This window comes from Actinoplanes sp. ATCC 53533, assembly GCF_003947245.1.
This window is the reverse complement of the sequence record NZ_QHHV01000010.1, coordinates 200,829-213,713: the sequence shown is the minus strand read 5'-3', so window position 1 is coordinate 213,713 and position 12,885 is coordinate 200,829. Positions and strand designations below refer to the sequence as shown.

The window sequence follows — 12,885 nt, the reverse complement described above, 5'->3', positions numbered from 1 at the left end:
CGCCCGGCGGGGCAGTGCGATTACCGTCGGTCGTATGACCCTCCGACGGATCGCCGACCCCGCGGTCGGCGAGCAGATCCGCGCGCGCCGCCTGCTTCGTGGGTGGAGCGTCCGGTACGCCGCCAGCAGGGCTGGTGTCTCGCACGCCACCTGGAGCCGGATCGAACGGGGGCTGCAGACGGCCGACAACCGGTTCATGCTGGCGGACATCGCCGGCGCGCTGGAATGTGCGCCGGCCGATCTGTCCGGCACCGGGATACCGGCCCTCGACCGGGCGACCGCATCGGCCCGGGCCGGCGTGCTCGACCTGCGCCGGGCCCTGGTCGACATCGACCTGACCGAGCCGCCCGCCCGGCCCGCGCCGCCGGTGGCCGAGCTTCGCCGCAGCGTCGCGCTGGCCGACGCCCTGCACCGGGCGTGCGACTATGCCGGCGCCTCCCGCCTGCTCCCGGATCTGCTGCGCGACCTGCACACCGAGACGGCCGGCCCGGATCATCTCGAGGCGCTGCGGCTGCTCTGCGACGCTACCCACATCGCCTCCACGGTGCTGCGCAATCTCGGGTATCCCGCGGACGCCTGGGTGGGCGCGGAGCGATGCCGCGACGCGGCGGACGCGACCGGCGACCCGGTGCTGCGGGGGCATGCGGCGTACGCGCTGGCCAGGGCGGCCACCGCCTGCGGTTCGTACCAGCGGGGTCAGACGCTCGCCGAGCGGGCCGTGGACGACCTGAGCCGGCACCTCGGCCTGCCCGGCGGGCCGGAGGTGCTCGGCTCGCTGCATCTGGTCGCCGCACTGGCCAGCCGGTGCCGGCAGCGGCTCGAGGACAGCCGGGACCTGCTGATCGAGGCCGCCCGGCTGGCCCGCCGCACCGGCGAGACCGACACGATGGGAATGTTCTTCGGCCCCACCAACGTGGACATCTGGCGGATGAGCATCGAGGTCGACGACGGCGACCCGGTCCGGGTCGTGGAGATCGCCCGGCGCACCGACCCGGCGGCGATCCCGGCCGGCGTCCGGCAGGTCTACTACTACGCCGACACCGCCCGGGCCCTGACCCGCATCGGCGGGCAGGATCGGGAGGCGATCCGCTTCCTGCTCACCGCGGAACGGATCGCGCCGCAGCACGTGCGCACGTCGGCCGAGGTCGCGGAGACCATCCGGATGCTGCTCGGCCGTTCCCGCCGCCAGGCCGGCGGCACCGAGGTGCGCGCCCTGTACGAACGCATGCAGGCCTGAAGCCTCGCGGGAGATCCGCACCCGGTATCCGATGGCCTCAGGCCTGCCGGCGGTGCTCCTGCGGGCTCATGCCGCGTTCGCGTTTGAAGGCGGCGCTGAGCGCGTACGAGCTGCCGTAGCCGACCCGGCGGGCGACCGCGCCGATGGTCGCCTCCGGCTCGCGCAGCAGGTCCGCCGCCAGGGTGAGCCGCCAGGCCGTCAGGTAGGTCATCGGCGGCTGGCCGACCAGCTCGGTGAAGCGCCGGGCCAGCGCCGAGCGCGACACCCCGCATCGCCCGGCCAGCGCCGCCACCGTCCAGGGCCGGTCCGGCTCCTCGTGCAGCAGCCGCAGGGCGGGTCCGACCACCGCGTCGTCGCGGGCCCGGTACCAGGCCGGCGCCCCGGAGCCGGGCGCGGCGAGCCAGCCGCGCAGCACCGCCACCAGCAGCAGATCCAGGATGCGGTCGAGGACGAGCTCCTGGCCCGGCTCCGGGCGGCCGATCTCGGCGGCGAGCAGCTCCACCGGCCCGGTCGCGCCCGGCCGGATCAGCAGCGTCGGCAGCGCGGTGAGCAGTCGCCGGCTGACCTCGCTGCGCAGCTGGTACGTCCCGGTGAGCAGCAGGGTGCCACCGTCCGGGCCGTCGCCCCAGGTGCGCCCGCCCGCGTCCACGCTGGCGGTGCGGTCCGGGCCGGCCAAGGTGGTGCAGGTTTGTCCGGGACCGATCAGGGTCTGCCAGGGTGTGCCCGGATCGTCGGCGACCGTGTAGTGCCCCGGTCCGCGCACCAGCGCCACGTCGTACGGGCGCAGCGGCGCCGGCTCACCGTCGTCGGGCAGCACCCACGCCACCCCGCGCACCAGCGTGATCACCGTCAGCGGGGCCTCGTCGGCGATCCGCAGCGCGTACGGCGGCTCCAGCAGCGACCGCAGCAGGAACGCCCCCCGCGCCCGCGGCCCGTCCAGCAGCCCGATCAGCGAGTCCACGCGGTCACCGTAGCGCCACGCCCACGCCGGTGGCGGTCACCGGGGCACGCCGGTGACCATCACCGTGGCGGCACGTCCCAGACGCCGCTGGCGGCCGTCGCGCGGGCGTAGTCGGCGAAGTCGCGAGGCGGGCGGCCCAGCGCGCGCGGCACCCCGTCGGCGACCTGCGCGTTGCGTCCGTCGGTGATCAGGTGGAACAGCTCGCCGAGGTCCTCGGGCAGCCCCTGCTCGCGTAGCACCGCGGCGAACTCGGCCGGCCGCAACGCCACGAAGCCGACGGGACGGCCGGTCGCCTTCGCGATCTCGGCGGCGGCGTCGGCGAAGGTGAGCAGCCGGGGCCCGGTCAGCTCGTACGTCTGGCCGGCGTGCCGCTCGTCGGTGAGCGCGGCCACCGCCACCTCGGCGATGTCGTCCGCGTCGGTGAAGGGCTCGGCGGCGTCGCCGACGGGCAGCGCCAGCTCGCCGGCGAGCACCGCGTCGAGCAGGAAGCCCTCGCTGAAGTTCTGGTTGAACCAGCTCGACCGCACCACCGTCCATGCCAGACCGGAGCGGCGCACGGTCTCCTCGCTGATCTCCGCCCGTGGCTCGCCGCGGCCGGAGAGCAGGACCAGCCGGCGGACGCCGCTGCCGGCCGCGCGGTCCACGAAGGCGGCGATGGTCTCCGCCGCGCCGGGCAGGGCCAGATCGGGATAGAAGCTGAGGTAGACCGCGTCGACGCCGTCGAGGGCGGCGTCCCAGGTCGTCGGCCGGGTCCAGTCGAAGGGCGGCCGTGCCGAGCGCGAGCCGATCCGGACGCCCACGCCCCGCCGGGTGAGCAGGGACGCGATCCGCCGGCCGGTCTTGCCCGTGCCGCCGAGCACCAATGTCGTCATGGGCTCCAGTCAACGTCCCGCCGCCGGGACGGGCCATGGTCGGAAACCGCGTATCCATGCGCGAGCGTCCACACCCTCCCGGTGACTTTCGTACGACGGGCGGGAAAGTTTTGATCTCCTATGGAGAAGTTTCTTCATATCGAGCCTTTCCTTTGTCCCGGAGCCTGGGTTAGCGTCGCCTCACGTAACACGCAGGACACATGGTGTAGTGCGGAGGGATGCCGTATGCGCACGGGAATCTGGTTGATCGGCGCGCGCGGCTCCGTCGCCGTGACCGCCATGGTCGGCGCCACCGCGCTGCGGGCCCGCCTGGTCGGGCCGGCCGGTTGCGTGACCGAGCTGCCGCAGCTGCGCGCCGCGACCCTGCCGGGCTGGGGCGACCTGGTCTTCGGCGGTCACGACATCGTCACCACGCCGGTGTTGAAGAAGGCCGACGCCCTGGCCGCCGCCGGGGTCCTGCCCGGCCGGCTGGTCGCCGCGCTCGCCGACGAGCTGACCGCGCTCGAGGCCGAGCTGCGGCCGCTGCCCGCCGCCGCCACCCAGGCCGGCACCGCCGAGCGGATCGCCGCCGACCTGCGTGACTTCGCCACGCGGCACGGGCTGGAGCACGTGGTGGTCATCAACGTCTCCACCACCGAGCCGTTCGCCGAGCCGCACCCCGCGCACGCGAGCCTGGCCGCGCTGACCGAGGCGCTGGGCGGGCCGGAGCCGGTCCTGCCGGCGAGCTCGCTCGCCGCGTACGCCGCCTTCACCGCGGGCTGCGCCTTCATCGACTTCACCCCGTCCACCGGCGCCCGCCTGCCCGCCCTCGCCGAGCTGGCCGCCCGCGAGCGGCTGCCGTTCGCGGGCAACGACGGCAAGACCGGCGAGACGCTGGTCAAGTCGGTGCTCGCGCCGATGTTCGCGCTGCGCAACCTGCGGGTGCGCAGCTGGTCCGGGATCAACCTGCTCGGCGGCGGCGACGGCGCCAACCTGGCCGACCCGGCCGCCAACGCCGCGAAGGTCGCCAGCAAGCAGCGGGTGCTCGGCGACGCCCTCGGCTATCAGCCGGAGGGCACCAGCCGGATCGACTACGTGGCCGAGATCGGCGACTTCAAGACCGCCTGGGACCTGGTCACCTTCGAGGGGTTCCTCGGCACCGGGATGCGGATGGAGTTCACCTGGCACGGCTGCGACTCCGCCCTGGCCGCCCCGCTGGTGCTCGACCTGGCCCGGCTGACCGCCGCCGCGCACCGCGCCGGGCGCGCCGGGCCGCTGAGCGCGCTCGGCTTCTTCTTCAAGGATCCGCTCGGCGCCGGACCGTCCGCACTGGCCGAGCAGTGGGCCGAGCTGGCGGCCTTCGTGGCGGGACTGGACTCGTGACGGGCTGCGGAAGGTCCGCGCCGGCCGAGCTGGCGGGACTGGACTCGTGACGGGCGGCCGACGGTGAAGGCGCCGCTGCGTACCCTCGTCGAGCTGGTCCGGGCCCCGGCCGCGCTCTCCGTGCCCGGCGACGTGATCGCCGGGGCGGCCGCGGCCGGCACGCTGAGCCGGCGCACCGCCGGCCTGGCCGGCGCCTCGGTCTGCCTCTACTGGGCCGGGATGGCCGCCAACGACTGGGCCGACCGCGAGCTGGACGCCGTCGAGCGCCCGGAGCGCCCGATCCCGTCCGGCCGGATCTCCGCACCGGCCGCCCTGGGCATCGCGGCCGGGCTCACCGCGGCCGGCCTGGCCGTGGCCGCGAAGGCCGGGGGAGCGCGGGCCCTGGCCGTCGCGGTGCCGCTGGCCGTCGCGGTCTGGGCCTACGACCTGCGGGCCAAGAACACCGCGGCCGGGCCGGCGGGCATGGCCGCCTGCCGCGGCCTCGACGTCCTGCTCGGCGCGACCGCCGGTGATCCGGTACGGGCGCTGCCCGCCGCCCTGGTCATCGCCGCGCACACGTACACGGTCACCGAACTGTCCCGGCGCGAGGTCTCCGGCAGCACCAGCGCCGCCCTGCCCGCCGCGACCCTGACCGCCACCGTCGGTCTCGCGGCGGCCGTCGCACACCGGGGCGCCGCGGCCACCACCATGCTCGCCGGCGAATACCTGACCAGCTACGGCCGCGCCCAGGCCCGGCTGCTCACCGAGCCCGAGGCAGCCGGCGTGCGTGCCGCGGTCGGCGCCGGGATCACCGCGCTGCCGTCGCTGCAGGGCGCCCTCACCGCCCGGGCCGGCCGCGGCTGGACCGGGCTCGCCCTGGCCGCCGCCGCCCCGCTGGCCCGGCTGCTCGCCCGCAAGGTCTCACCCACATGAGTGACCGCACCGGACGCGGGACACGGCGGAAGGGCCAGGAGGGGAGCCCCGCATGAGTGGCCTGCGGTTCGGCTACGGCACCAACGGGTTCGCCAACCACCGCCTCACCGACGCGCTCGCCGTGATCGCCGATCTCGGCTACACCGGCGTCGCGCTGACCCTGGACCACGACCACCTCGACCCGTTCGCGCCCGGCCTGGCCCGGCGGGTCGAAGTGGTCGCCGACCAGCTCCGCGACCTGGGCCTCGCGGTGGTCGTCGAGACCGGCGCCCGGTATCTGCTCGACCCGTGGCGCAAGCACGCGCCCACGCTGCTGCACGACGACCGCAAACTGCGGCTGGACTTCCTGCGGCGCGCGGTCGCCGTCGGCGCGGACCTGGGTGCCGAGGCGGTGTCCTGCTGGGCCGGGGTACGCCCGGACGGCGTCGACGAACGCACCGCCTGGCAGCGACTGGTCGAGGGCTGCGCGGAGGTCACCGAGGCCGCCACCGCCGCGGGTGTCCCGCTCGGCTTCGAGCCCGAGCCCGGCATGCTCGTGGCCGACATCGCGGACTGGCGGCGGCTGCACGCCGAGCTGGGCGCCCCGGCGATGTTCGGCCTCACCCTCGACATCGGCCACTGCCGCTGCCTCGAACCGCTGCCGGTGCCCGACTGCGTGACCGCGGTGGCCGGGCACCTGGTCAACGTGCAGATCGACGACATGGTCCGGGGCGTGCACGAGCACCTCGAGTTCGGCACCGGCGAGATCGACTTCCCGCCCGTGCTGCGGGCCCTGCGCGACGGTGGCTACCGCGGCCTGGTCGCCGTCGAGCTGCCCCGGCACTCGCACGCCGCCCCGGCCGTCGCGCGCGAGTCCCTGGCGTTCCTGCGAGCGGCCGACGAGGAGGGACAATGACACTTGACGACCTGCGCGCCGCGCTCACCGCCGTACCGGGAAGACCGTGGCTGGATGACGCCCTGGCCCGGATTCGCACCGACCCGGACGCCGCCGGGCCGCTGTTCGCACGCGCCGAGCGCAAGCTCGGGCGCGAGCCGCTCGCCGACGGCAGTGCCTGGACGGCCGGGCGGGCCGGGCGGGCGCTGCTGCTGGCCCAACTGGCCGACCCGGAGCGGATCGTGACCCTGTACCACCAGGGTGACGCCGCCGAGCGGCTCGCCGTGCTGGCCGCCCTGCCGCTGCTGGAGATCGGCGACGCCGGGGTGCCGCTGCTGCACGACGCGCTGCGCACCAACGACGTCCGGCTCGTCGGCGCCGCGCTCGGGCCCTACGCCGCGCACCTGGACGCCGCGACCTGGCGGCAGGGCGTGGTCAAGTGCGTCTTCATGGGGATCGCGCTCAGCGCCGTCGACCGGCTCGACGACCGGGCCGACCAGGAACTGGCGGCCATGCTCGGCGCCCTGGCCACCGAACGCGCCGCCGCCGGCCGGCGCATGCCGGTCGACGCGCTCGCCCTGCTCAACCGGCTCACCGTCGCGAACACCTCGAGGAGGCAGGCATGATGCGCATCTTCGACCCGCACATCCACATGACCTCACGCACCACCGACGACTACCGGGCGATGGCGGCCAACGGTGTGCAGGCGGTGGTGGAACCGGCGTTCTGGCTGGGCCAGCCGCGCACCAACCCGGGCTCGTTCGCCGACTACTTCGACTCGCTGATCGGCTGGGAGCCGTACCGGGCGGCGCAGTTCGGCATCAAGCACCACGCCACCCTGGCGCTGAACCCCAAGGAGGCCAACGACCCGCGCTGCCGGGGCGTGCTCGACCTGCTGCCGCGCTACCTCGACAAGGACGGCGTGGTCGCGGTCGGCGAGATCGGCTACGACTCGATGACCCCGGCCGAGGACGAGGCCTTCGCCGTGCAGCTGGCGCTGGCGATCGAGTATGAGCTGCCCGCGCTCGTGCACACCCCGCACCGGGACAAGGCCGCCGGCACCAAGCGCACCCTCGACGTCGTCGCCGAGTCCGGCATCGAGCCCGGCCGGGTCGCCGTCGACCACCTCAACGAGGTGACCGTCGGCCTGGTCCGCGACTCCGGCTGCTGGCTGGGCTTCTCCATCTACCCGGAGACCAAGATGTCGCCGCCGCGGATGGTCGAGATCATCAAGGCGTACGGCACCGAGCGGATCCTGGTGAACTCGGCGGCCGACTGGGGCCACTCCGACCCGCTGCTGACCGTGGCGACGGGCAAGGCGTTGCTGGCGGCCGGATTCACCGCCGACGACGTGGACAAGGTGCTGTGGCGCAACCCGGTCGAGTTCTACGGCCAGTCCGGGCGCCTGGACCTGTCCGCCGCCACGCCCGGCGCCACCTTCGCCGGCAGTTCCATCGCCCGGGGAGGCAGCTGATGCGGCTGCGACATCCGGACGGGCAGCTCGTGCACCTGTCGTACTGCACCAACGTGCACGCCGCCGAGGACTTCGCCGGCATCCTGGACCAGCTCGACACGTACGCGGTGCCGATCCGGGAACGGCTCGGCGCGGACGTGCTCGGCCTCGGGCTGTGGCTCGCCGCGCCGGTGGCCGCCGGGCTCGCCTCGGACGTCGCCGGCCGGCAGCGGCTGCGCCGGGAGCTCGACGCGCGCGGGCTGGAGGTGGTCACCCTCAACGGGTTCCCGTACCAGGCCTTCCAGGCGCCGGTCGTCAAGTACGCCGTCTACCAGCCGGACTGGACCACCGCGCAGCGGCTCGCGTACACCATGGACCTGGCCGTGGTCCTGGACGACCTGCTGCCCGCCGACGCCGCCCGGGGCTCCATCTCCACGCTGCCGCTGGCCTGGCGCGATCCGTGGAACGCGGCCCGGGCCGCCGACTGCCGGCACAACCTGGACGAGCTCGCCCGGTCGCTGGCCCTGATGGACCGCGAGATCCGGGTGGCCTTCGAGCCCGAGCCCGGCTGCGTCATCGAGAACACCGCCCAGGCGGCGGCGCTGCTCGCCGGGATCGACACCACCCGGCTCGGCGTCTGCCTCGACCTGGCCCACCTGGCCTGCTCGTGGGAGGAGCCGGCCGACGCCCTGCGCAACCTGGCCGGCACCGGCCTGCCGATCGTCAAGGTGCAGGTCTCGGCGGCCCTGGCCAGCGCCGACCCGCGCGCCGACGCCGCCGTGCTCGGCGAGTACGTCGAGCCGCGCTTCCTGCACCAGACCCGTGGCCCGCTGGGGCTGTCCACCGACGACCTGGACGAGGCGCTCGCGGTGCCCGGCGCCGGCGACCAGCCCTGGCGGGTGCACTACCACGTGCCGCTGCACGCGCCGCCCGTGCCGCCGCTGCAGACCACCGTCGGGGTGCTCGCCGAGTCGCTGCGGCTGCTCGCCGGCGGGCCCGCGGCGCTCTGCGACCACTTCGACGTCGAGACGTACACCTGGCACGTGCTGCCGCCGACCTCGCGCCCGCGCACCCCCGCCGAGCTCGCCGCCGGGATCGCCTCCGAGCTGTTCTTCGCCCGGGCCCAGCTCACCGCGCTGGGCCTCACCGTCCACGAGGGAGTGACGCCGTGAAGCCCGTGGTCGTCCTGGACGTCGTCGGCCTGACGCCGCGGCTGCTCGAGCACATGCCGCGCCTGGCCCGGCTGGCCCGCACCGGCTTCCAGGCCCCGCTGGGCACGGTGCTGCCGGCGGTCACGTGCTCGGTGCAGTCCACGTTCCTCACCGGCACGCTGCCCGCCGAGCACGGCATCGTCGGCAACGGCTGGTACTTCCGCGACCTCGGCGAGGTGCTGCTCTGGCGGCAGCACAACGCGCTGGTGCGGGGGGAGAAGCTGTGGGACGCGGCCCGGGCGCGCCGGCCCGGCTACACGGTGGCCAACGTCTGCTGGTGGTACGCGATGGGTGCCGACGTGGACTGGACCGTGACGCCCCGGCCGGTCTACCACGCCGACGGGCGCAAGGACCCGGACTGCTACACGTACCCGCCGGAGCTGCACGACGAGCTCACCGCCTCGCTCGGCACGTTTCCGCTGTTCAGCTACTGGGGCGCGAACGCGGGCCTGCCGTCGTCGGCGTGGATCTGCCGGGCCGCCGAGCAGATCATGGACCGCCACCGGCCCGACCTGACCCTGGTCTACGTGCCGCACCTGGACTACGACCTGCAGCGCCACGGCCCGTCCTCGCCGCAGGCGGCCGCGGCCGCCGCCGAGCTGGACGCCACCCTGGGACCCCTGCTCGCCGCCGCGGCCGCCCGGGACGCCACCGTCGTGGTGCTCTCCGAGTACGGCATCACCGACGTCTCTCGGCCCGTCGACATCAACCGGCTGCTGCGCGCCGAGGGCCTGCTGCGGGTGCACACCCAGGCCGGAATGGAATACCTGGACCCGTGGACGTCGCGGGCGTTCGCCGTCGCGGACCACCAGATCGCCCACGTCTACGTCCGCGACCCCGCCGAGATCCCGGCCGTGGCGAAACTCTGCGCGGCGCTGCCCGGTGTCGCCGAGGTGCTCGACGCCGAGGGCCAGGCGGCGCACGGCCTCGATCACGAGCGCTCCGGGGAACTGGTGCTGGTCGCCGAGCCGGACGCGTGGTTCACCTACTACTACTGGCTCGACGACGCGGCCGCCCCGGACTTCGCCCGGCTGGTCGAGATCCACCGCAAGCCCGGCTACGACCCCGCCGAGCTGTTCTTCGACCCGGCCGGCCCGGGTGCCGCCAAGGGCCGGGCCGGGCTCGCGCTGCTGCGCAAGAAGCTCGGCATGCGGTATCTGATGAGCGTCGTGGGCCTGGACGCCGGTGCCCGCGCGGTCCGCGGTTCGCACGGGCGGCTGCCCACCGACCCGCGTGACGCGCCGGTGCTGATCTGCTCCGACCCGGCCGCCGCCCGGGACTCGATCGACGCGGTCGAGGTGAAGGAGCTGCTGCTCAGCCTGGCCGGGCTGACGCCGCCCGCTCCTTCACCTTCATCTCCGACGCCGGTCGCTGATCCGACGCCGGTCGCTGATCCGAACCCGCTCGCTGGTCCGACGCCGGTCGCAGGTCCGACCCCGCTCGCTGGTCCGACCCCGCTCGTTGGTCCGACGCCATGAGTGTCGGGACCGCGCCGGGTACCGACGCCGAGCTGGCCCGCCGGTGCGAGTCCGCGCTGGTCGCCTACCTGGACCGGCAGCGCCCGCACTGGCCGGACGGCACCCCGGCGGGCGTGCTCGACGCGGTCCGCCGGTTCGTGCTCTCCGGCGGCAAGCGGCTGCGCCCGATGTTCTGCTACTGGGGCTGGCGCGGTGCCGGCCAGCCGGACACCCCGCAGATCGTCATCGCGGCGGCCGCCCTGGAGCTGTTCCACGCGTTCGCCCTGATCCACGACGACATCATGGACGGCAGCACCCTGCGCCGCGGCCAGCCGACCGTGCACCGGCACTTCGCGGAGGTGCACACCCGGCACTCCTGGCGCGGCGAGGCGGCCAGGTACGGCCACAGCGCGGCCCTGCTCTGCGGCGACCTCTGCGCGGCCTGGGCCGACCACATGTTGCACGAGTCGGGCCTGCCGATCGACTGGATCCACCGCGGCTACCGGCTCTTCACGGTGATGCGCACCGAGGTGATCGCGGGTCAATACCTGGACCTGGTCTCCGGGGTGGGCGATGGCTCGGTGGCGGGCGCCCTGACCGTCATCCGGATGAAGGCGGCCCGCTACACGGTGACCCGCCCGTTGCAGATCGGCGCGGCGCTGGCCGGCGGCGAGCCCGGGCTGCAGGAGGCACTGCAGTCGTTCGGCGACCCGCTGGGCGACGCCTTCCAGCTGCGCGACGACGTGCTGGGCGTCTTCGGCGACCCGGCGGTCACCGGCAAACCGGTCATCGACGACCTCCGCGAGGGCAAGCCGACGGTGATGGTCGCGATGGCCCGCGACCGGGCCGACCGCGCCCAGGCGGCCCGGATCCGCCGGCTGTTCGGCGACCCGGAGCTGGACGACGCCGGCGCCGGCGAACTGCGCGCCATCATCACGGCGACCGGCGCCCGGGAACGGATCGAGGACCTGATCTCGCAGCGGGCGGCCGAGGCGACGGCCGCGCTCGCGGGCGCGCCACTGACCGGCGAGGCCCGCGCGGCCCTCGCCGCCCTCACCGCCTCCGTGGTGGCGCGCCGCCACTGAGCGCCCATCCCGCGCGTTCATCCTGTGCGGCATCCGTGCGCTCACCTTGTGCGGCATCCGTGCGCTCACCTTTGTGCAGGTCATCGCCGATCCGGCCGCACTGAGAAAGGCTCAAGGACAGCGGCTTCGGAAATTCAGCCGCGCCAAGCCCCCTCCAGCTCTTTTGTCCGGTCGATGGCGTATCCCCTGACCAGCGGCCCGAACCCGCTGGTCGTCGTGCCGAGAACCATTGTCGTCAAGATTTCATACAACTTGTCGGCCTTCAGATCCTTGACCTTCTCGTTCCATTTTCCGAGGTCTTCGTCCTTGTCCGTGGTATCGAAGGCGGCCCTGATCAAGTTATTCCACAGCTTCTGGGTCTCGGTCGTGGCGCTGACATCTGGATCGAAGCCTATGAACCATTTTTTTCCGTCCCCGTCCTCGATCACCTGCAGCAGAACGAAGGCATGAAATCCCGTGCTGTTCGCGAACTTGCTTTTGTCTCCGCTGATCTCGGTGCCCCTGCCTTCAACGACGAGAGCCTGTCCCTTGTTCAAGGCAGCCTCGACCGCATCCCATCGCTGCGGAATGGTCTTCATCGGCGCCTTCATCGTGGCTTTGAGCCAGCCGGACTTCTGATCGGTCTTGGTCAGCACGGGCGCCAATGCCTCGGCCCGCACGAGGCACTTGCCCAAAAGCTGGCCGCCGGTATCGACATAGGCCTGCAGCCACTGTGTCAATTTGTCGAAAGTGCAGTCACTCGCCGACCCCAATTTCGCGACGAACCTCTCTCTCACCCCGGCCAGGGCGGTCTCCATGGCACTACCCGATACTATCGATTTCTGGTCAATTCTCGGCATGGCCACTCCGGGCAGGAAACGCGCTGATGGGTTTGGCGAGAAAGGCTAGCGCACTAGATAACCGTGCACAGTCGAGTGTCCGACAGGCCCGCTACCCACCGCCCGGCACTCTGTCGTCGGCGCTGACGGATCGCTTGTTTGGACGAATGGTGGGCTACCTCGTGATGGCACGCCGCGATACCAGGCGGTCGACAAGCGTCCACCCCCTCAAGCCTTCTAGTCGAGCGTGCCTCGCGGGCGGGCCGAGCCGCGTGGGCCGGGGTCGCGGTGGTCGCGGTGTCGGTCAGTGCGATGACGGACGAGGTGAAGTCGTCGGGCACGACGAGCGCGCCGAACAACTTGCCTGCCGAGTTCGTTCTCCATCTCGTTCCTGTCCGTCACCTTCCAGTCGATCTTGTCGTCGCCGTCGGCCGTGGACTTCTCGATCGACGCGGTGATCTGCTCGCCCAGGTTGACCTGCCTGGCATCGACGTCGGCGCCCTCGTCGGCGTTGAGGACGATGTCCGGGCTCAGGTAGGCGAGCGCGGCGTCGGCGTCAGCGCTTTCGGCGGCGGCACGCCACTGGGCGACGGTCGTGGCGGCGGAGTGCGAGGTGTCGAGCATGGTCTTCTCCTGGCATGGA

The 12,885-nt window shown here is 73.5% G+C and carries 13 protein-coding genes; 9 read left to right on the top strand and 4 right to left on the bottom strand.

Features of this window, described 5'->3' with window-relative positions; translation table 11 throughout:
* The first annotated feature begins 34 nt into the window (after positions 1-34).
* Positions 35-1,237: a helix-turn-helix domain-containing protein gene (locus DMB66_RS04100; protein ID WP_125802629.1), complete on the top strand. Its 1,203-nt coding sequence runs from the start codon at positions 35-37 to the stop codon at positions 1,235-1,237.
* Positions 1,238-1,274: 37 nt separating this feature from the next.
* Here DMB66_RS04100 and DMB66_RS04095 read toward each other — a convergent pair whose 3' ends face one another.
* Positions 1,275-2,198: an AraC family transcriptional regulator gene (locus DMB66_RS04095; RefSeq protein WP_125802628.1), complete on the bottom strand. Its 924-nt coding sequence runs from the start codon at positions 2,196-2,198 to the stop codon at positions 1,275-1,277.
* 59 nt (positions 2,199-2,257) lie between these two features.
* Positions 2,258-3,070 (bottom strand): NmrA family NAD(P)-binding protein, encoded by an 813-nt coding sequence (locus tag DMB66_RS04090; protein ID WP_125802627.1) that lies wholly within the window; start codon positions 3,068-3,070, stop codon positions 2,258-2,260.
* A gap of 225 nt (positions 3,071-3,295) precedes the next feature.
* Between DMB66_RS04090 and DMB66_RS62410 the strand changes: the two genes are divergently transcribed.
* The 8 genes from DMB66_RS62410 to DMB66_RS04050 all read left to right on the top strand — a co-directional run bounded on the left by DMB66_RS62410 (position 3,296) and on the right by DMB66_RS04050 (position 11,424).
* Positions 3,296-4,432: an inositol-3-phosphate synthase gene (locus DMB66_RS62410; protein ID WP_125802626.1), complete on the top strand. Its 1,137-nt coding sequence runs from the start codon at positions 3,296-3,298 to the stop codon at positions 4,430-4,432.
* 63 nt (positions 4,433-4,495) lie between these two features.
* On the top strand, positions 4,496-5,344 hold the full coding sequence (locus DMB66_RS62405; protein WP_125802625.1) for an SCO3242 family prenyltransferase: 849 nt from the start codon (positions 4,496-4,498) through the stop codon (positions 5,342-5,344).
* Positions 5,345-5,396: 52 nt separating this feature from the next.
* On the top strand, positions 5,397-6,239 hold the full coding sequence (locus DMB66_RS04075; protein WP_125802624.1) for a sugar phosphate isomerase/epimerase: 843 nt from the start codon (positions 5,397-5,399) through the stop codon (positions 6,237-6,239).
* Positions 6,236-6,844, top strand: coding sequence for an EboA domain-containing protein (locus DMB66_RS04070; RefSeq protein ID WP_125802623.1), 609 nt, complete (start codon positions 6,236-6,238; stop codon positions 6,842-6,844). The genes DMB66_RS04075 and DMB66_RS04070 overlap by 4 nt, the downstream gene beginning before the upstream one ends.
* Positions 6,844-7,692 carry a TatD family hydrolase gene (locus DMB66_RS04065; RefSeq protein ID WP_125802698.1) on the top strand — a complete coding sequence of 283 codons (849 nt, stop codon included), beginning with the start codon at positions 6,844-6,846 and terminating at the stop codon, positions 7,690-7,692. Before DMB66_RS04070 ends, DMB66_RS04065 begins: the two co-directional genes overlap by 1 nt.
* Positions 7,692-8,843: a metabolite traffic protein EboE gene (gene eboE / locus DMB66_RS04060; protein WP_125802622.1), complete on the top strand. Its 1,152-nt coding sequence runs from the start codon at positions 7,692-7,694 to the stop codon at positions 8,841-8,843. Before DMB66_RS04065 ends, eboE begins: the two co-directional genes overlap by 1 nt.
* Positions 8,840-10,360: an alkaline phosphatase family protein gene (locus tag DMB66_RS04055; RefSeq protein ID WP_125802621.1), complete on the top strand. Its 1,521-nt coding sequence runs from the start codon at positions 8,840-8,842 to the stop codon at positions 10,358-10,360. The genes eboE and DMB66_RS04055 overlap by 4 nt, the downstream gene beginning before the upstream one ends.
* The gene (locus DMB66_RS04050) at positions 10,357-11,424 is read left to right on the top strand and encodes a polyprenyl synthetase family protein (protein WP_125802620.1); all 1,068 of its coding nucleotides are present in this window, start codon (positions 10,357-10,359) and stop codon (positions 11,422-11,424) included. Before DMB66_RS04055 ends, DMB66_RS04050 begins: the two co-directional genes overlap by 4 nt.
* A 134-nt stretch (positions 11,425-11,558) precedes the next feature.
* On the opposite strand, the gene DMB66_RS04045 is transcribed toward DMB66_RS04050, so the two are convergent.
* Positions 11,559-12,221: a hypothetical protein gene (locus tag DMB66_RS04045; RefSeq protein ID WP_125802619.1), complete on the bottom strand. Its 663-nt coding sequence runs from the start codon at positions 12,219-12,221 to the stop codon at positions 11,559-11,561.
* A 258-nt stretch (positions 12,222-12,479) separates the two neighbouring features.
* Positions 12,480-12,866 (bottom strand): hypothetical protein, encoded by a 387-nt coding sequence (locus tag DMB66_RS04040; RefSeq protein WP_125802618.1) that lies wholly within the window; start codon positions 12,864-12,866, stop codon positions 12,480-12,482.
* Positions 12,867-12,885: the final 19 nt, after the last annotated feature.